At 37.5% G+C, this 25,514-nt stretch carries 27 protein-coding genes; 18 read left to right on the top strand and 9 right to left on the bottom strand.

All coding sequences use genetic code 11. The features are described 5' to 3' along the window. Window positions 1-36 precede the first annotated feature (36 nt). The gene (locus tag TEGAF0_RS03435) at window positions 37-699 is read left to right on the top strand and encodes a YdeI/OmpD-associated family protein (RefSeq protein WP_264900059.1); all 663 of its coding nucleotides are present in this window, start codon (window positions 37-39) and stop codon (window positions 697-699) included. 72 nt (window positions 700-771) lie between these two features. On the opposite strand, the gene TEGAF0_RS03430 is transcribed toward TEGAF0_RS03435, so the two are convergent. Continuing rightward, window positions 772-2,733 (bottom strand): ABC-F family ATP-binding cassette domain-containing protein, encoded by a 1,962-nt coding sequence (locus TEGAF0_RS03430; RefSeq protein ID WP_264900057.1) that lies wholly within the window; start codon window positions 2,731-2,733, stop codon window positions 772-774. Window positions 2,734-2,815: 82 nt separating this feature from the next. Here TEGAF0_RS03430 and TEGAF0_RS03425 point away from each other — a divergent pair, with 82 nt between their 5' ends. Both TEGAF0_RS03425 and TEGAF0_RS03420 read left to right on the top strand, forming a co-directional pair. Beyond that, entirely contained in the window at window positions 2,816-3,391 is a 576-nt protein-coding gene (locus TEGAF0_RS03425) for a DUF3347 domain-containing protein (protein ID WP_264900056.1), read from the top strand. Between the two features lie 48 nt (window positions 3,392-3,439). Then, window positions 3,440-5,710: a TonB-dependent receptor gene (locus tag TEGAF0_RS03420; RefSeq protein ID WP_264900055.1), complete on the top strand. Its 2,271-nt coding sequence runs from the start codon at window positions 3,440-3,442 to the stop codon at window positions 5,708-5,710. Here TEGAF0_RS03420 and TEGAF0_RS03415 read toward each other — a convergent pair. Beyond that, entirely contained in the window at window positions 5,707-6,957 is a 1,251-nt protein-coding gene (locus TEGAF0_RS03415; RefSeq protein ID WP_264900054.1) for a hypothetical protein, read from the bottom strand. The genes TEGAF0_RS03420 and TEGAF0_RS03415 overlap by 4 nt on opposite strands. A gap of 107 nt (window positions 6,958-7,064) precedes the next feature. On the opposite strand from TEGAF0_RS03415, the gene thrS reads away from it, so the two are divergent. The 6 genes from thrS (at window position 7,065) to TEGAF0_RS03385 (ending at window position 12,389) form a co-directional block, all read left to right on the top strand. Beyond that, window positions 7,065-9,002 (top strand): threonine--tRNA ligase, encoded by a 1,938-nt coding sequence (gene thrS / locus TEGAF0_RS03410; RefSeq protein WP_264900053.1) that lies wholly within the window; start codon window positions 7,065-7,067, stop codon window positions 9,000-9,002. 50 nt (window positions 9,003-9,052) lie between these two features. Then, the gene (gene infC, locus TEGAF0_RS03405; protein WP_026763447.1) at window positions 9,053-9,619 is read left to right on the top strand and encodes a translation initiation factor IF-3; all 567 of its coding nucleotides are present in this window, start codon (window positions 9,053-9,055) and stop codon (window positions 9,617-9,619) included. 121 nt (window positions 9,620-9,740) lie between these two features. Further along, window positions 9,741-9,941 carry a 50S ribosomal protein L35 gene (rpmI, locus tag TEGAF0_RS03400; protein ID WP_026751942.1) on the top strand — a complete coding sequence of 67 codons (201 nt, stop codon included), beginning with the start codon at window positions 9,741-9,743 and terminating at the stop codon, window positions 9,939-9,941. Window positions 9,942-10,004: 63 nt separating this feature from the next. After that, a complete protein-coding gene (gene rplT / locus TEGAF0_RS03395; RefSeq protein WP_026751941.1) occupies window positions 10,005-10,349 on the top strand; it encodes a 50S ribosomal protein L20 in 345 nt (114 codons plus the stop codon). A 112-nt stretch (window positions 10,350-10,461) separates the two neighbouring features. Further along, window positions 10,462-11,895 carry a type III PLP-dependent enzyme domain-containing protein gene (locus tag TEGAF0_RS03390; RefSeq protein ID WP_264900051.1) on the top strand — a complete coding sequence of 478 codons (1,434 nt, stop codon included), beginning with the start codon at window positions 10,462-10,464 and terminating at the stop codon, window positions 11,893-11,895. Window positions 11,896-11,933: 38 nt separating this feature from the next. Beyond that, window positions 11,934-12,389 (top strand): hypothetical protein, encoded by a 456-nt coding sequence (locus tag TEGAF0_RS03385; protein ID WP_264900050.1) that lies wholly within the window; start codon window positions 11,934-11,936, stop codon window positions 12,387-12,389. A gap of 9 nt (window positions 12,390-12,398) precedes the next feature. On the opposite strand, the gene TEGAF0_RS03380 is transcribed toward TEGAF0_RS03385, so the two are convergent. From TEGAF0_RS03380 to TEGAF0_RS03370, 3 genes are read right to left on the bottom strand one after another with little or no spacing between them, the layout of a single operon-like run. Beyond that, entirely contained in the window at window positions 12,399-13,031 is a 633-nt protein-coding gene (locus TEGAF0_RS03380; RefSeq protein ID WP_264900049.1) for a hypothetical protein, read from the bottom strand. Window positions 13,032-13,041: 10 nt separating this feature from the next. Then, entirely contained in the window at window positions 13,042-13,545 is a 504-nt protein-coding gene (locus TEGAF0_RS03375) for an RNA polymerase sigma factor (protein WP_264900048.1), read from the bottom strand. A 4-nt stretch (window positions 13,546-13,549) separates the two neighbouring features. After that, on the bottom strand, window positions 13,550-14,401 hold the full coding sequence (locus tag TEGAF0_RS03370) for a TraB/GumN family protein (protein WP_264900047.1): 852 nt from the start codon (window positions 14,399-14,401) through the stop codon (window positions 13,550-13,552). A gap of 94 nt (window positions 14,402-14,495) precedes the next feature. Here TEGAF0_RS03370 and TEGAF0_RS03365 point away from each other — a divergent pair, with 94 nt between their 5' ends. Continuing rightward, window positions 14,496-14,702: a YgaP family membrane protein gene (locus TEGAF0_RS03365; RefSeq protein ID WP_264900046.1), complete on the top strand. Its 207-nt coding sequence runs from the start codon at window positions 14,496-14,498 to the stop codon at window positions 14,700-14,702. 61 nt (window positions 14,703-14,763) lie between these two features. Here the strand turns inward: TEGAF0_RS03365 and TEGAF0_RS03360 are convergent, their stop codons facing one another. Further along, window positions 14,764-15,183: an Hsp20/alpha crystallin family protein gene (locus TEGAF0_RS03360; RefSeq protein WP_264900045.1), complete on the bottom strand. Its 420-nt coding sequence runs from the start codon at window positions 15,181-15,183 to the stop codon at window positions 14,764-14,766. Between the two features lie 210 nt (window positions 15,184-15,393). Between TEGAF0_RS03360 and TEGAF0_RS03355 the strand changes: the two genes are divergently transcribed. The 8 genes from TEGAF0_RS03355 to TEGAF0_RS03320 all read left to right on the top strand — a co-directional run bounded on the left by TEGAF0_RS03355 (window position 15,394) and on the right by TEGAF0_RS03320 (window position 23,447). Continuing rightward, window positions 15,394-15,810 carry a BrxA/BrxB family bacilliredoxin gene (locus TEGAF0_RS03355; RefSeq protein ID WP_264900044.1) on the top strand — a complete coding sequence of 139 codons (417 nt, stop codon included), beginning with the start codon at window positions 15,394-15,396 and terminating at the stop codon, window positions 15,808-15,810. Between the two features lie 112 nt (window positions 15,811-15,922). Continuing rightward, window positions 15,923-17,071: a prolipoprotein diacylglyceryl transferase gene (locus tag TEGAF0_RS03350; protein WP_264900043.1), complete on the top strand. Its 1,149-nt coding sequence runs from the start codon at window positions 15,923-15,925 to the stop codon at window positions 17,069-17,071. Window positions 17,072-17,293: 222 nt separating this feature from the next. Next, window positions 17,294-19,750 carry a TonB-dependent receptor domain-containing protein gene (locus TEGAF0_RS03345; RefSeq protein ID WP_264900041.1) on the top strand — a complete coding sequence of 819 codons (2,457 nt, stop codon included), beginning with the start codon at window positions 17,294-17,296 and terminating at the stop codon, window positions 19,748-19,750. Between the two features lie 78 nt (window positions 19,751-19,828). Beyond that, the gene (locus TEGAF0_RS03340) at window positions 19,829-20,320 is read left to right on the top strand and encodes a YajQ family cyclic di-GMP-binding protein (protein ID WP_264900040.1); all 492 of its coding nucleotides are present in this window, start codon (window positions 19,829-19,831) and stop codon (window positions 20,318-20,320) included. A gap of 99 nt (window positions 20,321-20,419) precedes the next feature. Further along, a complete protein-coding gene (locus tag TEGAF0_RS03335; protein ID WP_026763455.1) occupies window positions 20,420-20,671 on the top strand; it encodes a type B 50S ribosomal protein L31 in 252 nt (83 codons plus the stop codon). 90 nt (window positions 20,672-20,761) lie between these two features. Next, a complete protein-coding gene (gene bshB1 / locus TEGAF0_RS03330; RefSeq protein WP_264900038.1) occupies window positions 20,762-21,493 on the top strand; it encodes a bacillithiol biosynthesis deacetylase BshB1 in 732 nt (243 codons plus the stop codon). A gap of 1 nt (window position 21,494) precedes the next feature. Next, complete coding sequence (locus TEGAF0_RS03325; RefSeq protein ID WP_264900037.1) at window positions 21,495-22,370, top strand: carbon-nitrogen hydrolase; 876 nt, start codon at window positions 21,495-21,497, stop codon at window positions 22,368-22,370. Window positions 22,371-22,403: 33 nt separating this feature from the next. Then, window positions 22,404-23,447: an agmatine deiminase family protein gene (locus TEGAF0_RS03320; RefSeq protein ID WP_264900036.1), complete on the top strand. Its 1,044-nt coding sequence runs from the start codon at window positions 22,404-22,406 to the stop codon at window positions 23,445-23,447. 53 nt (window positions 23,448-23,500) lie between these two features. Here the strand turns inward: TEGAF0_RS03320 and TEGAF0_RS03315 are convergent, their stop codons facing one another. From TEGAF0_RS03315 to accD, 3 genes are read right to left on the bottom strand one after another with little or no spacing between them, the layout of a single operon-like run. Further along, the gene (locus TEGAF0_RS03315) at window positions 23,501-24,088 is read right to left on the bottom strand and encodes a TPMT family class I SAM-dependent methyltransferase (protein WP_264900035.1); all 588 of its coding nucleotides are present in this window, start codon (window positions 24,086-24,088) and stop codon (window positions 23,501-23,503) included. Beyond that, a complete protein-coding gene (gene smpB, locus TEGAF0_RS03310; RefSeq protein ID WP_264900033.1) occupies window positions 24,088-24,519 on the bottom strand; it encodes an SsrA-binding protein SmpB in 432 nt (143 codons plus the stop codon). Before smpB ends, TEGAF0_RS03315 begins: the two co-directional genes overlap by 1 nt. Further along, complete coding sequence (accD, locus tag TEGAF0_RS03305) at window positions 24,519-25,445, bottom strand: acetyl-CoA carboxylase, carboxyltransferase subunit beta (protein WP_264900032.1); 927 nt, start codon at window positions 25,443-25,445, stop codon at window positions 24,519-24,521. Before accD ends, smpB begins: the two co-directional genes overlap by 1 nt. Between the last annotated feature and the right edge of the window lie 69 nt (window positions 25,446-25,514).

Here is a 25,514-nt window from a genome sequence, read left to right as displayed (position 1 = left end):
CTTTGCAATCTTTATTGTAACAAAATCCTTCAAAGCATGTCGAATCAAACGCTACTCGAAAAACTTCAGCTTAAGGACGAGAAGAATCTCATAATTCAAGGTTTGCCCTCATCCATCGAAAAGCAGTTTGCAAAACTTACTTATGCCAAGAATGTTACACCCTTATTAAAAAGTAAGAAGGTGGATTTTGCATTGGTATTCGCTTTGAGTGAGTTGCAGTTGAAAAATGTATTAAAAGAAGTTATTCCTGCTTTGCATAATGAAAGCAAATTATGGGTAGCATATCCAAAGAAGACAAGCAAAATTGCGTCTGATTTAAACAGAGATTGTAGCTGGGATTGCTTAACCAAACAAAATTATGAATGCGTTCGACAGGTTGCATTAGACCATGTTTGGAGTGCTATGCGATTCAAGAAGACTGATCAGATTCCCAATAAAGACAGAAATTTTTCAGAAGCCAAATTGGCGGTTAATGGAGTAGATTTCGAAAAGCGTTTGGTTAAAGCGCCAGTTGAACTGGATCGTTTGTTCACTACACATGAAGAAGCCAAAGAATTTTTCACTTCTCTTTCATTTACCAATCAAAAAGAATATGTTAACTGGATAGAGGGTGCAAAGAAAGAAGAAACACGTAAGAGAAGATTAGAAACGGCTTTGGAAAAACTATTGGCAGGAAAGCGGAATCCTACAGAAAAATAGTTAAAACGATTTTATACTAACAGCCCTCCCCAAGAAGGGCTGTTCTTTTTGAAGGGAAATACCCCTTACAGGCTAAACTTTTTTCTCGAGTTCCATCACAGTCTCAAACAGGGATTCATAGTCTTGATTCAGCGCTGTAATTCTATTCTTGACAGATTTGTATGCTGCTTCCAGTTCAGTAAATTTTGTAGCATTGGTATACGTGTCAGGGTTGGCCAGATCTAATTCAATCTGTTTCTGTTCTTCCTGCGCTTTATTCAAATCTGTTTCAACTTGTGCCAGTTTTCGCTGGTTCTTTTGTAATTCCTTCTGTATTTCTTTATTAATAGGTTGGCTCGATTTTATGCTGCTCTCAATAGGTTTAACGGGTTCAGCTTTTACCATTGGTTTAATCGTTTCTTTTGACTCAACAATTGTTGTTTTTTTCTGTTTCTCCATCCTTTCGTTCCACTCAACCCATTCCTGATAAGTACCTTTAAATTCTTTGATCTGATGATCTACTATTTCCCAGATTTTGTTTGCAGTCATCGAAATAAAATAACGGTCGTGGCTTACCAGGATATAAGATCCTTCGTATTTATTTAATGCTTCCGCAAGAAGCTCTACAGAGTGCATATCAAGGTGGTTGGTAGGTTCATCTAGAATTAAAAAGTTTCCTCTGCTTACAATGGTTTTGGCCAATGCAACTCGAGCTTTCTCTCCACCACTTAATACCCTGATTTTTTTATCAACATCGTCCCCGCTGAATAAGAAGGATCCCAAAAGACTTCTTAATTCAACATCTGTCTTTTTACTGCCACACTGTTGTAATTCTTCTAAAATGTTGTTAGACAAGGTTAGAGCTTCCAATTGATGTTGTGCATAAAAACTTTCTTCCACGTTATGGCCCCAAACCCTTTCTCCGCTGAAAGTTTCTGTACCTGCAATCATACGTAGTAAGGTTGACTTTCCCTTTCCGTTGGCACCAATTAAAGCAATTTTATCTCCTCTCTCTATTTCTGCAGAACCATGTTCAACGATAGTTAGTTCTCCAAATTTTTTGGTAACTTCTTTCAGGGTTACCAGTATTTTACCTGGTACTTTTTCCAATTGAAAATTGATACGCATATTGGGCCTTTCCAATTGAACGTCTTCAATTTTTTCCAATTTATCCAGACGCTTCTGCACACTTTGTGCCTGAGCAGCTTTACTAGCTTTTGCTTTAAATCGTTCTATGAATCTTTCCTGCTGGCGTATGTAATCTTGCTGATTTTCGAAAGCCTTTTGTTGCATTTCTATCCGAATGGCTTTCTCTGTTTCATAAAACTCGTAATTGCCTGAATAAATATGTAGTTGTTGCTGGTACAACTCTACAATTTTATTGACCATTCTATTCAAAAAGAATTTATCATGGCTTACAATTACTACGCTACCCTTATAATGTACCAGGTATTTTTCCAACCATTCAATAGAAGGTAGATCAAGGTGATTGGTAGGTTCATCCAGTAGCAAAACATCGGGTTGTTGAAGAATCATTTTTGCCAGTAATACGCGCATTCTCCATCCACCGCTGAATTGCTGATATGGTTTTTGTAAATCTTCATTCGAAAATCCAAGACCGTGCAATACTTCCTCTGCCTTATGATGAATATTGTATCCATCCAGCACATCCATTTCATGTAAACTGTCTGTATACTTAAGTAATAAAGCTTCGTCTTCCGGATTTTTTTCCAATTCAATACCCAGTTGCTCTATTTCTTTTTCCAGTTGACGTACTCTTTCAAAAGCGCCTAATGCAACTTCTGTAATAGAGTCATGCGTGTCAAAGCTTAATAAGTCCTGGTGTAAATACCCGATAGTGGTTTCCCTGCTCTTCTCAACCGTACCTTTTGATGGGGTATATTCACCAACAAGCACTTTCAATAGGGTTGACTTGCCTGTTCCGTTGTAACCTACCAGTCCAATTCTATCTCCGGGTTGAATATGCCAGGTAGCATCCGCTACAATGGTTCTTGCCCCAAACTCAAAAGTTACATTCTGAAATCCAATTAGCATTTGCCCTTATTTTGCGTGCAAAGGTAATTGGATTGAGCTCCAAAATGAAATTGCAGTAGATTTGTTTTCTAAAGTCTTTTATATGAAATATTTGGTTTCTGTCTCAATTGCTATCATCTTAATTGCCTGCGGAGAGCAAAAGCAGGGTGACGAAAATCAGGCTGTTCCGGTCATTGCAAGCAACAGTTCCAATCATTCAGATACATTTAATACAGCATTTAGCGCCTCTCTTACAGCATACTACGCTTTAAAAGATGCATTTATAGAGGAAAATATCAGTAAGGTGGATACAGCGGCTGAACGGTTTGCCAAGACCCTTTCAGTTATTCCATTGAATGAAATTAGCGCAGATAGCATTAAATCTGAAGCAGGAGTACTAACTGAATCACTGCAAGCTGAACTGATTGGTCTAAAAGGAGAAACTTTACTGGAAGAAAAAAGAAAAGCATTTCAGCTATTGACAGAGCAAATGACAACACTGATTAAGAAAGTACAGTTCGACAGAGAGGTAATTTATTATCAGTATTGCCCAATGGCCATGGATAACAATGGTGCAGCCTGGTTAAGTGCCAGCAGTGAAATTAAAAACCCTTATTTGCCAACTTCTATGCTGGAGTGCGGAGAGGTAAAGGATACATTGAATGTTGTCCGGAAGTAATCATACTGATTACCCGAACTATTGTTGGTGCTGTATGTTAATTAAATAATGAAAAAAATCCTGCTGTTTATTTTTGTTGTATTTGGGGTAATAGGTGTTCAGGCACAGGAAAAATTTACCCTTAACGGATATATAAGGGATAGTCTTTCAGGAGAAAGCTTAATTGGCGCAACGCTAACTATTCGCGACCTGGGTAAATCAATCACTTCTAATAGTTATGGTTTTTACTCCATAACACTTCCTAAAGGTAAATACCAGTTGATTATAAATTTTATTGGTTATCAATCAAAAGCATTGTCTATCCAATTGCAGGATAACCTCAATTTAAATATCTCTTTGCAGCCCAATTCCGGTGTGGTTTTGCAGGATGTAATTGTAACAGCCCGTAAAAGAGACAACAATGTTAAAACAGCTCAGATGGGTAAACTCGATTTATCTATAACCACTGCCAAAGCTTTGCCGGCATTCATGGGTGAGGTGGATATTCTGAAAACATTGCAGTTAATGCCAGGTGTTAGAAATGCAGGCGAAGGAAATGCAGGATTTTATGTAAGGGGTGGAGGCCCGGATCAAAACCTAATACTGCTGGATGATGCGGTTGTATATAATACCGGCCATTTATTTGGTTTCTTTTCTGTCTTTAATTCGGATGCAATAAAAAACGTAAGTCTGATTAAAGGCGGGATGCCTGCACAATATGGAGGAAGACTTTCATCAGTAGTGGATATTGCAATGAAAGAAGGTAACCAGAATAATACGCAGATTGATGCTGGTATCGGTTTGATTGCTTCCCGCTTTTCCATACAAGGACCTATCAAAAAGAAAAAGTCTTCTTATATGTTTTCTGCAAGAAGAACTTATGTGGATGCTATTACCAAACCGCTGATTTCTAAAACAAGTGATTTTTATGGTTCGGGTTACTATTTCTATGATATTAATGCAAAAATGAATTTTCAGATTTCTGAAAAAGATCATTTATACATCAGTGGCTATTTTGGAAGAGATAAGTTCACTTTTAATAATGCAGCCCGATCTTTCAGAACTTTAATTGACTGGGGAAATGCCACTGCAACAGTCAGATGGAATCATGTTTTTAATAAAAAGTTATTTTCAAATACCACATTGGTGTACAATGATTATCATTTTAATTTAAGTGGGAGTCAGAATGATTTCAATATCAGGCTTTCATCCGGCATTAAGGATCTGACGGCCAAAACTGATTTTGATTGGTTTGCCAGTCCTTCTCATAAAATCAAATTTGGGGCACTCTATACAAGACATCGTTTTTTACCCAATATTGTGGCAGGAAATCAGGACAGTGTGGTGTTTGCGCCAAATAATGCCCCCACCAAGATGGCCAATGAAGCTGCATTGTATGTGCAGGACGACTGGGATATCAATAACAAGCTTAAATTAAATATTGGCTTACGTTACAGTACATTTAGCCAATATGGTGGTATTGAACCCAGAGCTACTTTCCGATATACTCTGGATGAGACCAGTTCATTGAAATGGGGTATTACCAGAAACCTGCAATACATCCATCTGGTTAGTAATGCCGGTACCACTTTGCCTACCGATTTATGGGTGCCAAGTACAGCAAGGGTTAAACCACAGTTGAGCTGGCAATATGCAGCAGGATATTTTAAGAATTTCAATAATGGTATGTTTGAAACATCCTTTGAATTGTATTACAAAACAATGCAAAATCAAATTGAGTATCGTGAAGGGTATACCCCATCTTTAAAGGATCCAGAAGAAGAGTTTGTTTTTGGTAAGGGGTGGAGTTACGGTGCAGAATTATTTATTAACAAGATAAAAGGGAGATTAACAGGATGGATTGGATATACCCTTGGCTGGACCTGGCGAAAATTTCCGGATCTAAATCAAGGCAAGAAATATCCGAGCCGTTTCGATCGCAGACATGATCTTTCTGTAGTTGCCAATTATAATCTAAGTGAAAAATGGAAATTGTCCAGCGTATTTGTTTACGGTACCGGGAATGCGGTGTCGGTACCAGAGCGTTTTTATTTTATAGGAGGTGTTTTATCACAGCAATATGGCACCATTAATGGGTACAGAATGAATGCCTATCATCGCATGGATATTGCCGCCACTTATACACCCAAGCCCAAAAAGCAAAGGAAATATTCCAGCAACTGGGTCTTTAGTATCTATAATATTTATAGCAGAGCTAATCCTTATTTTCTGTATTTTGATCAGGAAGGATCAGCAGCAGACGGGACATTGAAAGTAGCTGGCAAACAAGTTTCTTTGTTTCCTGTTTTACCTTCTGTTACCTGGAATATTAAATTCTAATTTTTGGGAACAAACTCAATAATCACTTTAGCATTTCGGCTTTCGTTGGAACTTAGGAATACTTCGTACCGTTTTTTACCAGCAGTGATCACCATTAAAGCAGTATTAGGCGGTATTTCACCAAGATTCTCGGCTACTACTACCAATTCATGCAATTTATCTTCAGTAGTACATTTTATTTTCAGAGAGATGGGGTTAAAAGCAAGCCTGCCGTGTTTTATGACCAATTTGTTGTTATGAAAAACACTGATGGTGTCGTTGTCAATTGTACCATTGTCAAATAGGTCAATCTGAATATTTTCTTCCTCAACCTGAATTGTTTTCACCAATTTATTTTCTCGCTCAACCAATACTTTCGGCAAGGGGATTTGCTTTTTTTCTCTGGCTTCTGTTTCGGTATGTTCTCTCTTATTTTGAGATGCATTTATTTCTTCTGTTCTTCTTTGAGGCATTGCCTGCAAAACGTTTGGTTCAACAGTTGTTGATGGTGTAGGGGCCGATTTGGCAATTGGATTTTTTGAAGTGCTGCTCAAATTTTGGTTGCTTCCTTTAGTAGTAGCAATTGCTTTCTTATCAGGTGGAATATTGAGAGGGCTGTTTTTCGAAACAGATAAGTTGGAATTCTTTGATGGAGTTATATTGCTGTTAGTAGTATTATTATTTCCGGATTGTGGCGTCTGTGTTTTATTTTGTTTTGTTGATGCTATTCCTTTTTTAATGGCGTCCTGATTGGCTGATTTAGATTTTGTGGTCGTGTTTTTCTTTAAGAAATCTTCTTTTTCAAAATCAGAGTCAGGAACTCTTTCTAGGTAAACTTTCCCATTGCCACAGTCTCCTTTATCTTTTACATTGATAGAGATAAAAGTTCCTTGCAACACTTCCAGCTTCCCCATTTTGGAGTAATCTAGGTAACAGGTCATTAAGCAGGGCTCACTTTTGTCACCGATTTTTAAATCAACCAACCCCGTTTCTTTTAGTATGATGGTTTTGGATTTTACATTGTATATGCCTTGAAAAGTTGCCTTGCCATAGAATACAGTGGTTTTATAAGAATAAGTTACCCCTTTAATTCCGTTATTGGGCTGTTGGTCAATTTGAATTTCGTACTTGTACATTTCTTCCTGAATACCTTCCCGGTAAAGTCCATTGCTGGAGCTGAAGTATCCTCTCCAGATTCCAGTAATAGATTGGCCCTGAGCATTCATTAAAAAGAATAAACTGGAAATGAAAGTAAAAACCAGACGCATTTTGCAAAAATACAGCCAACACCTGATAAAAAACAGTTAAGGTTTTGCGGTATACGGCTGGCTAAATGCTACCTTTGCAGCCAGTATTTTAAAGATTATAGCAAATTATGATTAGTATTCGTTTTCCGGATGGAGCAAGCAGACAGTACCCCGTTGGTACTACCGCCATGGATGTGGCTAAGTCAATCAGTGAAGGATTGGCCAGAAAAGTATTAGTGGCCAGGGTGAATAACAAGGTAGTGGATGCCAGCACAACAATAACGGAAGATGCAACCATACAATTTTTAACCTGGGATGATGCGGATGGAAAAAATACCTTCTGGCATTCCTCTGCTCACCTTATGGCAGAAGCAGTAGAAGCATTATTTCCCGGTGTTAAATTCTGGGTTGGCCCCGCATTGGATAAAGGATTCTACTACGATGTCGATTTGGGAGATAAAAAAATATCGGAAGATGATTTGCTGGCTATCGAGAAAAAAATGAACGAGCTGGCTAAAAAGAACAGTCAATATATCCGAACACAAAAAGCGAAAGCGGAAGCCATCGCTTATTTTACTGAAAAGGGCGATGAATATAAACTGGATCTTTTGTCTAATCTGGTGGATGGCGAAATCAGTTTTTACTCGCAGGGAGACTTTACTGATTTATGCAGAGGGCCACATATTCCACATACCGGACTCATTAAATCAATTAAACTAACCAGCATTGCCGGTGCTTACTGGAAGGGAGATGAAAAGAATAAAATGCTTACCCGAATTTATGGGGTAACTTTTCCAACCCAGAAAGAAATGGATGAATACCTGCTGATGCTGGAAGAAGCCAAGAAAAGAGATCACAGAAAACTAGGCAGAGAGTTAAGTATTTTTACTATGGATGATGATGTAGGACCTGGCCTTCCTTTGTGGATGCCAAACGGTACTGTCATTATTGAAGAATTGGAAAAATTAGCGAAAGAAACAGAGGAAGCAGCTGGGTACAAGCGGGTGGTTACACCACATATAGCAAAAGAGAGTATGTATTTAACCAGTGGCCATTTGCCGTACTATGCCGATAGTATGTTCCCTCCAATGGAACTGGATGGCACAAAGTATTACCTGAAAGCCATGAATTGTCCGCATCACCATAAAATTTTTGGTGCGGAACCCAAAAGCTATAAAGATTTGCCATACAGAATTGCGGAATATGGTACCTGTTACCGTTACGAGCAAAGCGGTGAATTGTTCGGACTGATGCGTGTAAGATGCCTGCACATGAATGATGCGCATATTTATTGTAACAAAGAACAATTTGCACAGGAGTTCAAGGCGGTGAATGAAATGTATTTGAAATATTTCAAGATTTTTGGGGTTGATAAATATGTAATGCGTTTAAGCCTTCACGACCCAGCAAAATTGGGCCAGAAGTACGTAAACGAACCGGAATTATGGAAGGAGACTGAGGAAATGGTTCGTAAAGTACTTATTGAAACAGGTACACCTTTTGTTGAAGTGCAGGACGAGGCGGCATTTTACGGACCAAAGATTGATGTTCAGATTTGGAGCGCTATTGGCAGAGAATTTACTTTGGCAACCAATCAGGTAGACTTCAATTCCGGTAGAAAGTTCCAATTGGAATATACCAATCAGCACAACGAATCAGACATTCCGTTGATTATACACCGTGCTCCTTTAGGAACCCATGAACGATTTATTGGATTCCTGCTTGAACACTATGCTGGTAAATTCCCGGTATGGTTGGCGCCGCTACAGGTGAAAGTACTGCCTATCAGCGATAAATTCATGGACTATGCTTTAGCTGTAAAGCAGGAACTTCGAAAAGTTGGTGTAAGGGTAGAAGTGGATGACAGAAGTGAAAAGATTGGAAAAAAGATCCGTGATACAGAATTGATGAAAGTGCCTTATATGCTGGTTATTGGAGAGAAGGAGATGAACGATCAACAATTGTCGGTCAGAAGACAGGGCAAGGGTGATTTGGGTACTGTGTCTCTGCAATCTTTCATTGAAAACATCAAAGAAGAAATACATCAGCGTAAATCGGGCGAATAGTACATAATATCGTATATCTTTACCAAAAATTTTAAACCAAACAAGTTTTAATGGCATTACCACCCAAAGGAAGATTTAATCCTAGGTTCAACAGGCAACCAGAGCCTGAACATCGCATCAACGAAAGAATTCGTGCTCAACAAATCAGATTGGTAGGAGACAACGTAACTGTTGGTATTTACTCCGTGCAGGAAGCATTAAAAATTGCCCAGGAGCAGGAACTGGACCTGGTGGAAATTTCTCCGACAGCAGATCCTCCTGTATGTAAAATCATTGATTATAAGAAATTCTTATACGAGAAGAAGAAGAAGGAGAAGGAAATGAAAGCCAACTCCAAGCAGAGCGAAATCAAGGAAATTCGTTTCACTCCCAGCACGGATGATCACGATTTCAACTTTAAAGCCAAGCACGCAGAAGGTTTTCTGAAAGATGGCAATAAAGTAAAAGCTTATGTACAGTTTAAGGGTAGAGCTATCATGTTCCAGGACCGCGGTCAGTTATTGTTATTGAAATTTGCAGAAAGATTGGCTGAAGTAGGTTCATTAGAAAGTATGCCCAAACTGGAAGGAAAGCGAATGTTTGCCATATTTACACCTAAAACAGGTAAAAAGAAGTAATATTTTGGTGTTTTCCAGCAAAAATGATACTTTTGCAATCCAAAATTTTCCCGTAAGGCCAAAACAAGTTTCCACCCGGTGGTGGAACGCCAGCAGGGAGTAATCTTTTAGAGATTATTATATGCCAAAAGTTAAAACAAACTCCAGCGCAAAGAAGCGTTTTAAAGTGACCGGTACCGGAGAAATCAGTTTCCAGAAGGCGTTCAAGCGTCACATCCTAACCAAAAAGTCTAAAAAGCGTAAGCGCGCACTAAGACAAAAAGGTATTGTTGGATCTACCAACAAGGATTTCGTTTTACGTTTATTACGCTTGAAAGGCTAATAAGCCCCGCTTAACAAAACCGATTATTAACCGTTAGCTCCGCTAACTTCAAAACATTTAAGTATGCCACGTTCAAAAAATGCAGTTGCATCAAGAGCAAGGAGAAAGAAAATTCTTGATCAAGCCAAAGGATACTATGGTAAACGTAAAAACGTTTATACCGTAGCCAAAAATATTGTTGAAAAAGGTCTTACCTATAGCTATGTAGGTCGTAAATTGAAAAAGCGTGAATACCGCCAGTTGTGGATTGCACGTATCAATGCGGCTGTAAGAGAAGAAGGTATGACTTACAGCCAGTTCATCAACAAGTTGTCTGTTAAAGGAATCGACTTAAACCGTAAAGTATTGGCTGACTTAGCAATGAACGAACCAGCTTCTTTCAAAGCTTTGATTGCTTCAGTTAAATAATTGAGCAAATAAAAAAATTAAAGCCGGTTGCAACTGCATCCGGCTTTTTTTATTTCCATTGTCCTCAACAAGGACTATTTTTACATTCTAATTTAAAAGGAAATTTCGGCTGATGAATAATACCTATACTTCTCTGGTAAACCAGACATTCCACTTCCCCCAAGAAGGTTTTGAAGTTAGTGACAATGGATATTTAGAATTCAATGGCGTTGATGTCAAGAAATTGATTGATAAGCATGGAACACCTTTGAAGTTGACTTATTTACCTAAAATAGGTATGCAAATCAACAAGGCAAAAAACATGTTTGCCAATGCGTTTAAAAAGCATAAATATGAAGGGGAGTATTTCTATTGTTATTGTACCAAGAGTTCTCATTTTTCCTTTATTGTAGAAGAGGCGTTGAAACACAATATTCATTTGGAAACTTCTTATGCATACGATATTGAAATTATCAACCGTCTTTACCAGCGCAGAAAAATAAACAAGGAAACTTTTATTATCTGCAATGGCTATAAGCAAAAACAATATACATCCAGAATTGCCAAGTTGATTAATTCAGGATTTAAAAATGTAGTTCCGATCTTGGACAATAAAGAAGAGTTACAGGCATACAAAAGAAGTGTAAGAAGCAGTACGCCATTCTCTTTGGGAATCAGGGTTGCTGCTGAAGAAGAACCCAATTTCCCATTCTATACCTCTCGTTTAGGAATTAGAGCCAAAGATATTCTTGAATTTTATGTAGATGAAATTGAAGGATATGAAGATAAGTTTCAGTTGAAAATGTTGCATATCTTCTTAAATAAAGGCATTAAGGATGATATCTATTATTGGAGTGAATTAAATAAAATAATTAACCTTTATTGTCAATTAAAAAAGATTTGTCCAGAACTGGATTCCATTAACATTGGCGGAGGTTTCCCTATTAAGCATTCTTTGGGTTTTGAATATGATTATCAGTTCATGATCAATGAGATTGTAGGTAACATTAAGAAAGCTTGCAAGAAAGCAAAAGTACCGATGCCGAATATTTATACTGAATTCGGAAGTTATACCGTAGGTGAGAGTATGGCTCATATATACAGTGTGATTGGACAGAAAATTCAGAATGACCGTGAGTGTTGGTATATGATTGATTCTTCCTTTATTACCACATTGCCAGACACCTGGGGTATTGGAGAAAAGTTCCTAATGTTACCTGTAAATAAATGGGACAACGAATACCAGCGTGTGGTGCTAGGGGGTATCACTTGTGATAGTCATGATTATTATGATTCGGAGGAACATATTAATGAGGTATTCCTTCCTAAGCTTACAACTACTGACAAAAAAGAAGAAGAATCAAACAAAGAACCTTTGTATGTAGGTTTCTTCCACACAGGAGCTTATCAGGATCAAATTAGCGGATATGGTGGGATTAAACACTGTCTGATTCCTTCACCTAAACACGTAATTGTGGAATATGATAAGAATGGTAAGCTGATTGATTGGGTATACGCGAAGGAGCAAACTGCACAAAGCATGTTGAAAATCCTCGGATATCTGTAGGGCTTTTTTTTTTATTTTTTTGGATTTAAATCATTGCTATGAAAAAATATTTTCTGTTTATTGTGATGAGTGCGTTTTCGATGGCTGCAAATGCTCAATCAGCAGAAGACTCTGTGAAATCTACCATCCGTAAAATGTTTTTTGCTATGATGGAGGCAGACGGAGCCATGTTGCAGGACTGTTTTGCTGATAATGCAATCATGCAAACTATTACTACTAATAAAGAAGGGAAGCTGATAGTGAGAACAGATTCAGTTGCTGGTTTTGTAAAACAAGTGTCTAATTTACCCAAAGGTCTTGCAGATGAAAGAATTGTATTTGATGTAGTAAAAGTAGATGGACCGCTAGCAACGGTTTGGACACCTTATCGGTTTTTCAGAAGAACGGAATTCAGCCATTGTGGTGTCAACTCATTTCAGTTAGTGCGCAACAATGATAAATGGCGGATTCAATACATTATTGATACGCGCAGAAAATCTGGATGCGCAGAATAATGTCAATCCTTACTCTTTTAATTCTGCCAGCAGTTGTTTTAGCTGATTGATATAATTACCGTATAATTTCTTGATATACCATTTGGTAAAATAAACCAATGCTACCATTGTTATGGATACATAGGCTATAATGATAATCCAGTAATAGCTGGTAATGCCCTTGAGCTTTATGTATAACTTATCAATTTCCTGAACCGATGCATTCTTCTGTAGACCTAATGCCAGCGCAAAAAAGAAACATATAGGTAATAAAGCCATGTTGAATTGAAAATACCGCTTTTCAAATAAACTTAAAAGGTCTATTAACTCTTTTAAGTTGTTTTTTACAGGTAAGAGCAGATTTTCAAAAGCAACAATTTTTCTGAATAAATACCAGAGTACAAAACCGAGAGGAACAAACAGCATCCCAAAAATTGCAAAATAAATTCTCACCTGAGCTACCTGATAGGTGAGTGAAATGTAGAGGGCTCCCACTATGCCAATAATGCAACAGGTTATTTCAAATAATATGCTCTTTTTAATTTTACATAATAAGGAACAGGCTTTCCCATTCATTAATTCTGCCAGTTTATTTTCAGTTTTATTTGAGAAACCACTGAGCAGCTGCTGATTCAATTGTCCTTTCAGTTCATCTAGTTCCATGATTTTTCATTTAAAAGGTTTGGATTTTTTTTAAAGTTGCTTCTCTAAGTTTTCCTTTAATTCTGTTCATTTTAACGGCAATATTGTTGGCTGTGATCCCAATAATATCACTGATTTCGGCATAACTATAGTCTTCCAGATAAAGCATTATGATGGCTTTGTCAATTTTGGATAATTCTCCTATTGCCATATACATGGCTTTTATTTGTTCTTCTACAGGATCCTTCTCATTCGAAAAAGATTTTTCAGGAATTTCAGCAACTGTATCAATAAAATTCGTGCGCTTATCTTTTCTGAAAAAAGTAATAGCAGTGTTTAAGGCAACACGGTACAGCCAGGTTGAAAATTTTGAATCCCCTCTGAACTTATGATATGCTTTCCATGCTTGTAAAGTAACTTCCTGAAACAGGTCTTCCTTATCTTCTGGAAACTGCATATATAAATTGCACACCTTATGAATGATTTTCTGGTGTTCATTTAATTGATGCAGGAATTCCTTTTCCGATTCAGTCATTGTTTCAAAGTTCTAAAGGTTTCAGTTGGTATCCTTTTTCTTTCAGCAGTACAAGTAATCCTTCTTTTCCTCCCAAATGTCCGGCACCAACCGCAAAAAAAGTAGGAGCGCTTTGCATAGCATTGAGCATTTTGGGTATCCAGTTTCGGTTTCGCCTGATAAGCATAGTTTGTTCAAATTCAGTAGACATAGATTGGGTTTGTAAGTAAGCATAAATACTATCAGCATTATTCAATTGGTAAACCCTTACCAGTTCATTCATTTCTTTTTTTGAACGCTCAAATTGCAGAATCATTTTCTTTAAAGAGGTAATCTGACTGTCTAAAGGTTCTGCATTTATAGCGGCAGCCTGCTCTGCTACGGTTTCCAATCCCCCAATTCTTATCTTTGCATTTTTGGCCAAATTGGATAATATTGTTTCAGGTTGAATTTTATCCGGACAATTCAGTGTTTGTAAAGCAAGCATACTGATGCTTACAAAAGGTTTGAATTGTTTAAAAAGGCTTAAAGACAAGCCTGTAATTTTCTGAAATGCCTGATCTGCTATATGAAAATCTGTTCCAAGCTCTTTGTCTAATGATGTCTCAGTAAGCATCATTTGTGTCATGAGTTCCTGTTGCAAACCAGGTTTTGTTATGTCTACTTCAAGATAGAGTTGATTGGTCTTAAGTAGTTTTTGCTTTAAACCTTCACTCATTGTATAATCTGTGGCACATAGCATATGGAAAGTGCCGAATAAATAGGAAGGACTTGTAAGCTCTTTTCCACTGATTTCCCATAACACACTGCTGCCAGATGACTGAGCATGCGCATCTATGCTGAACAAGCCAATCAAAAGACCCAATATCCATTTCATGAAACTAAAATTTAAAACATAAGTCATCAAAACAGTTCAAATATTACAATTGATGTTATCTAAAATAATTTGTAAATTCAAGAAAACATTTGATATGAAAAAGAATATGGGATCTGTGGATAAAACTATACGAGTTATTGTTGCTGCAGTAGTTGCAGGATTGTACTACAAAGAGATTATTTCTGGAACATTCGGCATTGTACTTTTAGCTTTGGCCGGCGTATTTGTATTAACAAGTCTGGTAAGTTTCTGTCCTCTGTACACTTTGTTTGGCATTAATACTTGCTCTAAAAAATCTTAGTGACAGAAAAAAAGGCTCCGATTTTATTTCGGAGCCTGTAAATAGGGGATTGAATTTTCGCTTAATTAATTGAAATTAAACGTGGTGAATTTTTTACTTCTTCTTTTTTAGGAAGTAATAATTTTAATACACCATTTTCGTAACTGGCCTGAATGCCTTCAGTATTAATTTTTTCATCTACTGAAAAACTTCTCTTGAAGCTTTTATAAGTAAATTCCCTGCGAATGGTTGTATAATTTTTTTCTTCCAATGCATCTTTCTTCTCATAAGAAATAGTCAATAATCCCTTATCAACCTGAATAGAGAAGTCTTCTTTTTTTCTGCCAGGTGCATTTAATTCAAGGTGAAAAGCATCGGCGGTTTCATGGATGTTTACTGCAGCTACCGGATAACCATTGTTTGCTGGATTTACAAATCCGGTAGGGAAAGAATTGAATAACTCATCGAATAAATGGGTGTTGGTTTGTTTTAAAATTGCCATGGTTATAATTTTTGAATGGTTAACATATTTTCTGTTATACCATCAAAGCTTATTCCATCCCGGAAAATAAAACAATTTGGCATCTAGCGAAGTATTTTAAATGCCACAAAGGCATAAATAAAATTTTAACATGCCATTCTGGCTGTATTTTTGATTACCCATTGGTTTATTTAATGGATTGTTGTAACTTTGACCTCCAAAATTGAAATTATGTATCCAGCAGAAATAGTATTGCCAATGAAGGCAGAGTTAACAGACGAGGGTTTTGGCGAATTGCTAACTGCAGCAGAGGTAGACCAGACTTTGCAACAGGAGGGAACTACATTGGTAGTGATCAATTCTGTTTGTGGTTGTGCAGCAGGTGCCTGCAGACCAGGAGTTTTAATGGCTGTACAAAATGCAACCAAGCGTCCAGATCGTTTAATGACCAGCTTCGCAGGATTTGATGTAGAAGCCGTTAATAAGATTCGTGAGCATTTATTGCCGCATCCTCCTTCTTCACCAGCCATTGCTTTATTTAAGAATGGAGAACTGGTAACAATGGTAGAAAGACACCAGATTGAAGGAAGACCAGCGCAAGCCATTGCTCAACATTTAATTGCAGCATTCGATGCTCATTGCAATTAATTTCGTAATTTGTTTTTAGATGGGTTAGTAAGTATGGGCCTCACTTTTGTGAGGCCTTGCTTTTTTTGCTATTTTCTGATTATCATTGCACAATATCTTATCGCACAGCTTTATGTATCCTAATTTATACTACGCTTTCAAAGATTTATTTGGTATTGAAATCAACGGTCTTAAACTCATTAATAGTTTCGGTTTTTTTGTAGCGATTTCGTTTATTCTTTCTGCATGGATTTTATCCATGGAGTTGAGAAGGAAACAGAAACAAGGACTGTTTCAATTTACAGAGGAGAAGATAAAAATTGGTGAGCCAGCAAGCCTTTCTGAATTAATCACCAACGGGGTGATGGGATTTTTATTCGGATATAAAATTATTGGGGCTTTTACTATTAAAGATGCTTTACAAGATCCACAGGCTTTTATTTTATCTGGGGAAGGAAACTTTCTGACAGGAATGCTTGCTGCATTGGGTTTTGGCTTGCTTAAATGGTGGGAAAAAAAGAAAGTGCAATTGAATACCCCAGAGGAAAGAATCATTCGAATCTGGCCGCAAGACAGGGTAGGAGATATTGTTATTTATGCAGCCCTATTTGGATTTCTAGGTGCTAAAATTTTTCATAACCTGGAAAACTGGAATGAGTTTGCAGCTGATCCAATTGGCTCTCTTATTGCCTTTAGTGGTCTTACTTTTTATGGGGGATTAATTTGTGCAGGTGCTGCCATCATCTGGTATGCCCGTAAAAATAAAATAGCTCTAATTCCTTTATTGGATGCATTTGCTCCCACCATGATGTTTGCTTATGCCTTTGGAAGAATAGGCTGTCAGATTAGTGGTGATGGAGATTGGGGTATAGCCAATCCTGCACCCAATCCATACAAATGGTTACCCGATTTTTTCTGGTCATATACCTATCCGCACAATGTTGTACAAGATGGCGTTGCCATTCCTGGTTGTGCTGGGCCTTATTGCAATCAGCTACCTATTCCGGTATATCCAACACCGCTTTATGAATTGCTAATTTGTTTTGCATTATTCGGCGTACTGATTTTCCTTAGAAATAAAATAAAAATACCCGGTCAGCTATTTAGTATTTATTTGATTTTTAATGGATTAGAAAGATTTTTTATTGAAAAAATCAGAGTAAATACGGAATATAATCTACCCTTCAATCCTACTCAGGCAGAGCTTATTTCAGCAGTACTCGTAATAGCTGGTATTATTAGCTGGCGTTATTTCAATAAGATTCAGGGTGCCAATAAGTAGTTAGTAGTTACTTCTGTAATGACTTATTGTTGATGATGTTTTTATTAGGTTTTCATCAATTTTTGACCAGTTTCTGAAAAAACAATTTCCGTTAATCCTTTTGGGGATACCATTTAGCATTGCTATTAACCGCCTATGTTAAAACAATGTACTATGTAAAGCACAGTAGTTAGTTTTGTTTTGTAATCAATAAAACATAGAACTAATTAATAAATAAGTGCAATGAAAAATTTACTCAAATCCGTATTACTGTTGAATCTCTCAATCGTTACGATTGCGGGAAATGCTCAACAAAAAAGCCCTGAATTACAGGGTAAAGTCCTCAATAAACAACAACCGATAGAATCCGCCATGGTTAGTTTACTGCTTGCCAAAGATTCTTCTACTGTAAAAACAACGCTAGCTGATAAAGCTGGAGTGTTTCGATTTCAGCAGGTTGGCAGTGGTAAGTACCTTTTGTTAGCCAATATGGTTGGTTTTGAAAAGGCTTATTCGGGACCGTTTGAATGGAACGGATCAGCAACAAAAATGTTACCGGATATCCAATTATCTGTAAAATCAAATGGTCTTGCTGAAGTTACCGTGAGTTCTAAAAAGCCATTAATTGAAATGAAAGCGGACAGAACCATCGTAAATGTAGAAGCTTCCCCAACCAATGCTGGAGCCAATGCCATGGAGATTTTAGAGAAATCACCCGGTATTTCTGTTGATAAAGACGGGAATATTAGTTTAAAAGGAAAGGAAGGTGTGGTAATTTATATGGATGGAAGACCCACGTATCTGTCTGGCCCCGATTTGGTAAATCTTTTGAAAAATACACAGGGTAGTCAATTGGATCAAATTGAAATTATGACCAATCCTCCTGCCAAGTATGATGCTGCAGGTAATGCCGGGGTAATTAATATCAGAACCAAGAAGTCGAAAGTGGTTGGTTTTAATGGTTCTGTTACAGCCGGATACGGTCAGGGCGTTTTTGCCCGTAATAATCAGAACGTACAATTGAATTATAGAAAAAACAAGCTCAATTTCTTTGGAAACATTGGCCGAAATGAAAGAATAGGTTTTCAGAACATTGATATAGACAGGAGATTCATAGATGGTAACAGTAAGCAAATTGTTTCATTCTTTGAACAGATAACTGATAGAAATACGTACAATCATTCTTACAACGGAAAGTTGGGCGTAGATTATTATGTAAATAATAAAACAACCATGGGTTTGGTATATACCGGATTCAATAATAAGGGAGGAGGGTTTTCTGTGGGGAATATTGATATATTCAATGCACAACATACACTGGTGAATAAAACAGTTGCCATTAATGTTAACGCAGATTCATGGAAGAACAATAGCTTAAACTTTAATATGAGACACCAGCTGGATTCTACTGGACGTGAATTAACTTTTGATGCAGATTACCTCAATTATACCGGGAATACTAATCTCTACTTAAACAATGCTTATCAAAATAGTCTGGGTCAAAAGATTGCCAAAACAGACAGTTTACTGGGCAAACTTCCTCAAGTTATTGATATTTATTCAGCAAAGCTAGACTATGTGCACCCTTTAAAAAACAATGCCAAACTGGAGGCAGGTCTAAAAACCAGTTTTGTAACCACCGATGCCAACGCAGTATATGATACCATTTCCAATGGTGTTGTTATGAGAGACTACAATAGAAGCAACCATTTTGTCTATAGAGAAAACATCAATGCGGCATATATTAATTATAACAAAGCAATTAATAAAAAGTGGAATCTGCAATTAGGTGTAAGAGCAGAACAAACATTAGCTAAAGGTGATCAGAAAACAACCAATGTTCAGTTTAACAGAAACTATATTCAGGTTTTTCCAACTGCTTATATACAGTTTGCCGCCAATGAAAAGAATAGTTTCGTATTAAATTATGGAAAAAGAATCAGAAGGCCTGATTATCAAAGTCTTAATCCTTTTGTTGAATTCCTGGACAGGTATACATATGAACAAGGTAACCCATATTTGAAACCTCAGTTTAGCCATAATATTGAATTGAGTCATACATTCAAAGGATTCCTGACTACGACTTTGAATTATACCAAAACAACTGATATGATTCAACAGGTTATCATGCAAGATGACAGTAAGAATGAAACATTTATTAAACAGGATAATATAGCCACACAAGAGCAATTGGGTTTGTCAGTAAATGCTTTCAATCAGTATACCAAATGGTGGAGTGGAAATATCTACCTGAACGTGGCCAATAATCAGCTATCCGGTCCCATAAACAATGCGCTTGTAAATATTTCAGCTACATCCTTTATGGCAAATATTAGTCAGCAATTCAAATTTAATAAAGGTTATAGCGCAGAAATTAGTGGTTTTTATAGAACTGAAAGTATTGAAGGGGTTTTTAGAATCAAGCCATTCGGCTTAGTCAATATTGGTGTTAGCAAGCAAATCATGAAGAATAAAGGAACTATTCGCTTGAATGTGAGGGATATTTTCTGGTCTCAGAAAATTAAAGGGGAAAGCAAATATGGTACGGTAGATGCCAACTTCAGACAGTTTAATGATAACAGGATAGCCAATATCACTTTCAGCTATCGTTTCAGTAAAGGAAAGGGAGCCGCTGGACCCAGAAAAAGAGGGGGTGCGGAAGATGAACAAAGCAGGGTAGGCGTAGACTCCGGCAAATAAGTTTTTCTCTCATGTCGTATAATACGGCCTTGGTGTCTACCAGGGCCTTTTTTTGTAACTTTGTAAAAAAAATAGCATATGCCATCATTCGATATTGCCAGTAGTGTAGACATTCAGGTGTTAGACAATGCCATCAATACAGTTAAAAAAGAAGTGGCCACCAGGTACGACTTCAGAGATACCGATGTAAAAGTAGACTTGAATAAAAAGGATTATATCATTCAGTTGGAAGTAAATACTGAAATGCAAATGAAACAACTGATTGATATTCTAATCAGTCGTTCTATGAAGCAAGGTATCGATGGAAATGCTTTTGATTTTTCCAAAGATGCATATCCAAGCGGAAAGGTCATTAAAAAGGAAGTCTCCGTTAAAAACGGACTCAGACAGGAAGATGCCAAAAAAATTGTAAAAATGATTAAAGATAGTGGTGCCAAAGTGCAGGCAGCCATTATGGACGATATCATTCGGGTTACTGGTAAGAAGATCGATGATTTACAGGATATTATTGCCCGTTGTAAGTCGAGTGACTTTGGTGTTCCACTCCAATTTACCAATATGAAGAGCTAAAAAAGCTATTTTTTGGATAAAAAAGGGAATTCCCGTACATTTGCAATCCAAATTTTACATAATCATACGGCCAAATCCGTATAACCTAAACCAAATAACATGAAAAAAGGTATCCATCCTGAAAATTACCGTTTCGTTGTCTTCAAAGACATGAGTAATGGTACATCTTTCTTGTGCAAGTCAACTGCAGCTACCAAAGAAACCATTCTTCACGAAGATGGTAAAGAGTATCCAGTAATTAAATTGGAAATTTCTAATACTTCTCACCCTTTCTATACTGGTAAGAACGTATTGGTGGATACTGCAGGTAGAATTGACAAATTCAAGAAGCGTTACGCTAAAAAAGACTAATGCTTTGCAGCATATCATTCAATCCTGCTCCTTCACGGGTGCAGGATTTTTTATTTATGTTCAATGGAACCCTTTTATTAATTTCATTTTATGCAATTAGATATTCTGGCTTTTGGTGTTCATCCGGATGATGTAGAACTGAGTTGTTCAGGAACCATACTTGCCTCTATTCATCAAGGCAAAAAAGTCGGCATTGTCGACTTAACCCGTGGTGAACTTGGCACCAGAGGTTCTGCTGAAATAAGAGATAAAGAAGCTGCAGATGCAGCTAAAATCTTAGGCGTTCATCATCGAGAAAATCTCAGGATGGCAGATGGTTTTTTTACGCATTCTGAAGAGAATATAAAAAAAATCATTGTTGTCTTACGTAAATTTCGCCCTTCTGTTATTTTGGCTAATGCAGTAGAAGACCGGCATCCGGATCATGGAAGAAGCGCCAAATTGTTAGCTGATGCTGCTTTTCTGGCTGGTTTGCAAAAGATTGAAACTTTTGATGAAAATGGGAATCCTCAAAAGGCTTTCAGACCTACACAGGTATTCCATTATATACAGGACAGAGTATTGATGCCCGATTTTGTATTTGATGTAACCCCGTTCTATGAAAAGAAAATGGAATCCATCAGGGCGTATACCACTCAATTTTATAGCGCGGATTCAAACGAACCAAGCACTTATATTTCATCTCCTCAATTCCTAGAAACAGTAAAGGGAAGGGACATGATGATGGGTAAGAAAATAGGGGTTTTATACGGAGAGGGATTTATTACGGAAAAGACAGTCGGTATCCAGGATTTTAATCATATCATTCAGATAACAACATAATATGGCAAAAGTAAAAGTGGGCATGGTACAAATGACCTGTTCCAACGTAAAGCAGGATAACTTAAGTAAAGCAATGCAAGGTATTCGAGATGCAGCTGCAAAGGGTGCTCAAATTGTTTGTTTGCAGGAACTGTTCACCTCCTTGTATTTCTGTGATGTGGAAGATTATGAGAACTTTACATTGGCAGAAGCCATCCCGGGTGCAACTACCAATGCACTAAGTGAACTTGCTGCAGAATTGAATGTGGTTATTATTGCTTCTCTGTTTGAAAAAAGAACACAGGGTTTGTATCACAATACTACTGCAGTGATAGACGCAGATGGAAGCTATTTGGGCAAGTACCGGAAAATGCATATTCCCGATGATCCTGCTTATTACGAGAAATTTTATTTTACTCCTGGTGATTTAGGGTATAAAGTATTTAAAACAAAATTTGCCACTCTTGGTGTTTTGATATGCTGGGATCAATGGTATCCGGAAGCTGCCAGGATTACTGCATTAATGGGTGCCGAAATTTTATTTTATCCTACCGCAATCGGTTGGGCAACAAGTCAGGATGAAGCTACTAATATTGAACAATACAATGCATGGCAGACCATTCAGCGAAGCCATGCTGTAGCCAATGGCATCCATGTTGTTAGTGTAAACAGGGTAGGCATGGAACAAAACGGAGCCATGCAATTCTGGGGAGGCTCCTTTGTGGCTAATCCATTTGGCAGCTTATTGTTTAAAGCGTCACATGATAAAGAGGAAACAACTGTTGTTGAACTCGACCTTTCAAAAACAGATCAGTACAGAACTCACTGGCCGTTCCTGAGAGACCGCCGTATAGATTCTTATCAGCCCATTACCAAAAGATTTATCGACGAAGATTAATTAACAAAGTTTATTTGTATAGAATTGCTTTTTATGGATCAGATACCTGCACATCTAGGATATATTTTCCCTGCTGAATTTGCCAAACATGAAGCTACCTGGTTAAGCTGGCCGCATAAAGAAGCGAGCTGGCCCGGAAAAATCAATAGTATTTATCCGAATTACAGCCAGTTTGTAAAGTACCTGGCCATGAGCGAATTTGTGAGAATCAATGTGGCCGATGCAGCAATGGAAAAAATTGCCAAAGAACATTTGTATAAGGCAGGGGTGAACATGGATAAAGTGCAGTTTTTTCATCATCCTACCAATGATGCCTGGTGCAGAGATCATGGACCGGCCTTTTTAATTAATCCAAATGCGGAATTTAAGAAAGTGATTGTTGACTGGAATTACAATGCATGGGGAAATAAGTACCCTCCATACGATCTTGATGATGTGATTCCGACTTTAATTGGTAAACAATATAATATTCCAGTTTACCATCCGGGTATTATTATGGAAGGGGGATCTGTTGAATTTAACGGAGCCGGGACAGTGTTAACTTCTACCTGCTGTTTATTAAACCCCAACAGGAATCCGCATCTGTCAAAGGAACAAATTGAATCCTATTTACAAAACTATTACGGAGTAAAGCAAGTGCTATGGGTATCGGAAGGAATTGTTGGAGATGATACAGATGGTCATATTGATGACACGGTTCGCTTTGTGAACGAAGACACGGTTATCACAGTAATTGAAGAAAATAAATCAGACGAGAATTACGAGTTGCTTCAAACTAATCTAAAAGAATTGAAGTCTATGCGGCTTTTATCAGGTAAGCAATTGAATATTGTGGAACTGCCCATGCCAGACGAAGTAATTTACGAAGACCAACGGCTGCCTGCTTCTTATGCCAATTTTTACATCAGCAATCAACATGTGATTGTACCCACTTTCCGTTGCAAAAAGGATGATAAAGCTTTGCAGATTATTCAATCCTGTTTTACAGACAGAGAAGTTGTTGGTATTGATTCAACCGATATTATCTGGGGACTGGGAAGCTTTCATTGCCTGAGTCAGCAGGAGCCAGCTGTCTAGAAAGAAAGTTTCATGTAAGAATCCGCTATACTAGTTGAAGTAAAGCAAGCGGTTTATTTTTTTCTTGACATCTTAAAAAAAAGTTCTGTACCGGCTCGTGGGGGTACAGAATTAAAGCAGGGAGCCATTATGTCTATTTGAAAATATTTTTTAAATAGAACCTGATAAGCATTTTTATCTCCACCAAACGGAGGGCCTCCCTCAAATTGTCTGTTAAATAATAAGCCAGCCAATTTGCCATTAGCGGACAAAAGACTGGCCATTTTAGCTACATACTTTTCTCTCAGATCCGGATTGATTGCACAGAAAAATGTCTGTTCTACTATCAAATCATATTTTCCTTCCCAATCAAAAAAGTCAGTTTGTATAAACCGGATGGCAGATTGATTTTTAAATTTCTCTTGTAAGGGTTGAATAACTGCAGGAGCAATATCAATTACTGAAATATTCGTGAATCCATGATCCAATAAATAAATGGCTTCATAGCTATTACCGGCACCTGGAATTAAAATGGGAATATCTTTATCGGTTAGTTGATCAAAATAAGCTTTCAATGGAGGCGAAACTCTGCCTAAATCCCATTGCGCTGCATTGTTTATGTAGCGCTGATTCCAGTAATCGGCTGATAAAAATGCTGACATTATCCTAAGAATCTTTTGATTTGCTTTTCTACATCCCGGTTTTTGATGGTCTCTCTCTTGTCATGTAATTTTTTACCTCTTGCCAAACCAATTTCTACTTTTACAAACCCTTTATCTGTAAAGAAAACTTTCAAAGGAACTACAGTATAGCCTTTGTCTTTTAATTTCAATTGAAGCTTTTTGAGTTCTCTTTTTTTCAGTAATAATTTTCTGTCATGAACCGCAATATGATTATTAGAAGTGCCATGACTATATTCGGCAATGTATAGACCACGCACCCAGAGTTCCCCGTCATCAAAAAGGCAGAAAGCATCATTGAAACTCAGCTTACCATCCCGTATGGATTTTACTTCCGTTCCAAGTAAAACAATACCAGCCACATATTTTTCTTCTATATGGTAGTTAAAATAAGCCTGTCTATTGTTCATCATTAGCTTCTGAATAATTGCACCAGTTGTGCGAGCTTTTCTTTCAGATTTTTCCGATCGATAATAAAGTCAAGAAAACCATGTTCCAATAGGAATTCACTGCGTTGGAATCCTTCCGGAAGATCTTTTTTAATGGTTTCCTTAATTACCCTAGGACCCGCAAACCCAATCAATGCGCCAGGTTCAGCAATATTTAAGTCGCCTAGCATACCAAAGCTGGCTGAAATACCTCCAAAAGTTGGATCGGTTAACATAGAAATATATGGTAAGCCAGCATCGCTAAGTTGCGAAAGTTTGCCGCTAGTTTTAGCTAACTGCATTAAGCTGAAAGCGCTCTCCATCATACGGGCTCCGCCACTTTTACTAATTACCAGGTAGGGTAGCTTATGTTCAATACAATAATCTACCGCACGGCTGAATTTTTCACCCATTACACTACCCAGCGAACCGCCAATAAATTCAAAATCCATACAGGCAACCACCAATGCTTCGCCGTTGGCTTTACCAACACCAACTCGCATGGAATCTTTCAGGTCTGTTTTTGCATGAATATCATCTAGACGCTTCTGGTAGGGTTTCAAATCGGTGAATCCAAGGAAATCCTTGCTCTTGATTTCATCGTATAAGACCTCATACTCACCATTGTCAAATATGATATCAAAATATTCTTCGCTTCCAATACGATGGTGATGGTTGCACTTAAGGCAAACAAATAAATTTTCTTTTAATTCGTTTGTGGTGCAGATATAGTTACACTCAGGACATTTACTCCATAAACCTTCCGGTGTTTCCTTTTTATCTGCAGTAGAAGTAAGGATATTTCTATTCTTACGGGTAAACCATCTTGACTTTGCAGGTTCAGCTGGCTGCGGATTGGATTCGGCTCCAGTTAAATTTTGTTCGAAGTCTTCTTCACGCTCTTTTTTCATATATCGTGCAATCAAATTGGGGCGGAAAGATAATCAATTATCAAATAATAGGCGCTAAAATATAGAACT

Source organism: Sediminibacterium sp. TEGAF015, assembly GCF_025997995.1.
GTDB lineage: Bacteria > Bacteroidota > Bacteroidia > Chitinophagales > Chitinophagaceae > Sediminibacterium.
This window is presented reverse-complemented; position numbering and strand designations above follow the sequence as displayed.

What these genes read in the sequence shown, in the direction of transcription:
- rpmI (WP_026751942.1), top strand. Translation starts at nt 9,741, where the DNA reads ATGCCAAAAGTTAAAACAAACTCCAGCGCAAAGAAGCGTTTTAAAGTG.
- TEGAF0_RS03345 (WP_264900041.1), top strand. Translation starts at nt 17,294, where the DNA reads ATGAAAAATTTACTCAAATCCGTATTACTGTTGAATCTCTCAATCGTT.
- TEGAF0_RS03385 (WP_264900050.1), top strand. Translation starts at nt 11,934, where the DNA reads ATGAAAAAATATTTTCTGTTTATTGTGATGAGTGCGTTTTCGATGGCT.
- TEGAF0_RS03415 (WP_264900054.1), bottom strand. Translation starts at nt 6,957, where the DNA reads ATGCGTCTGGTTTTTACTTTCATTTCCAGTTTATTCTTTTTAATGAAT.
- TEGAF0_RS03380 (WP_264900049.1), bottom strand. Translation starts at nt 13,031, where the DNA reads ATGGAACTAGATGAACTGAAAGGACAATTGAATCAGCAGCTGCTCAGT.
- thrS (WP_264900053.1), top strand. Translation starts at nt 7,065, where the DNA reads ATGATTAGTATTCGTTTTCCGGATGGAGCAAGCAGACAGTACCCCGTT.
- TEGAF0_RS03335 (WP_026763455.1), top strand. Translation starts at nt 20,420, where the DNA reads ATGAAAAAAGGTATCCATCCTGAAAATTACCGTTTCGTTGTCTTCAAA.
- TEGAF0_RS03340 (WP_264900040.1), top strand. Translation starts at nt 19,829, where the DNA reads ATGCCATCATTCGATATTGCCAGTAGTGTAGACATTCAGGTGTTAGAC.
- TEGAF0_RS03320 (WP_264900036.1), top strand. Translation starts at nt 22,404, where the DNA reads ATGGATCAGATACCTGCACATCTAGGATATATTTTCCCTGCTGAATTT.
- TEGAF0_RS03365 (WP_264900046.1), top strand. Translation starts at nt 14,496, where the DNA reads ATGAAAAAGAATATGGGATCTGTGGATAAAACTATACGAGTTATTGTT.
- rplT (WP_026751941.1), top strand. Translation starts at nt 10,005, where the DNA reads ATGCCACGTTCAAAAAATGCAGTTGCATCAAGAGCAAGGAGAAAGAAA.
- bshB1 (WP_264900038.1), top strand. Translation starts at nt 20,762, where the DNA reads ATGCAATTAGATATTCTGGCTTTTGGTGTTCATCCGGATGATGTAGAA.
- TEGAF0_RS03370 (WP_264900047.1), bottom strand. Translation starts at nt 14,401, where the DNA reads ATGAAATGGATATTGGGTCTTTTGATTGGCTTGTTCAGCATAGATGCG.
- TEGAF0_RS03435 (WP_264900059.1), top strand. Translation starts at nt 37, where the DNA reads ATGTCGAATCAAACGCTACTCGAAAAACTTCAGCTTAAGGACGAGAAG.
- TEGAF0_RS03390 (WP_264900051.1), top strand. Translation starts at nt 10,462, where the DNA reads ATGAATAATACCTATACTTCTCTGGTAAACCAGACATTCCACTTCCCC.
- TEGAF0_RS03425 (WP_264900056.1), top strand. Translation starts at nt 2,816, where the DNA reads ATGAAATATTTGGTTTCTGTCTCAATTGCTATCATCTTAATTGCCTGC.
- TEGAF0_RS03325 (WP_264900037.1), top strand. Translation starts at nt 21,495, where the DNA reads ATGGCAAAAGTAAAAGTGGGCATGGTACAAATGACCTGTTCCAACGTA.
- TEGAF0_RS03350 (WP_264900043.1), top strand. Translation starts at nt 15,923, where the DNA reads ATGTATCCTAATTTATACTACGCTTTCAAAGATTTATTTGGTATTGAA.
- TEGAF0_RS03430 (WP_264900057.1), bottom strand. Translation starts at nt 2,733, where the DNA reads ATGCTAATTGGATTTCAGAATGTAACTTTTGAGTTTGGGGCAAGAACC.
- TEGAF0_RS03375 (WP_264900048.1), bottom strand. Translation starts at nt 13,545, where the DNA reads ATGACTGAATCGGAAAAGGAATTCCTGCATCAATTAAATGAACACCAG.
- accD (WP_264900032.1), bottom strand. Translation starts at nt 25,445, where the DNA reads ATGAAAAAAGAGCGTGAAGAAGACTTCGAACAAAATTTAACTGGAGCC.
- smpB (WP_264900033.1), bottom strand. Translation starts at nt 24,519, where the DNA reads ATGATGAACAATAGACAGGCTTATTTTAACTACCATATAGAAGAAAAA.
- TEGAF0_RS03420 (WP_264900055.1), top strand. Translation starts at nt 3,440, where the DNA reads ATGAAAAAAATCCTGCTGTTTATTTTTGTTGTATTTGGGGTAATAGGT.
- TEGAF0_RS03355 (WP_264900044.1), top strand. Translation starts at nt 15,394, where the DNA reads ATGTATCCAGCAGAAATAGTATTGCCAATGAAGGCAGAGTTAACAGAC.
- TEGAF0_RS03360 (WP_264900045.1), bottom strand. Translation starts at nt 15,183, where the DNA reads ATGGCAATTTTAAAACAAACCAACACCCATTTATTCGATGAGTTATTC.
- TEGAF0_RS03315 (WP_264900035.1), bottom strand. Translation starts at nt 24,088, where the DNA reads ATGTCAGCATTTTTATCAGCCGATTACTGGAATCAGCGCTACATAAAC.
- infC (WP_026763447.1), top strand. Translation starts at nt 9,053, where the DNA reads ATGGCATTACCACCCAAAGGAAGATTTAATCCTAGGTTCAACAGGCAA.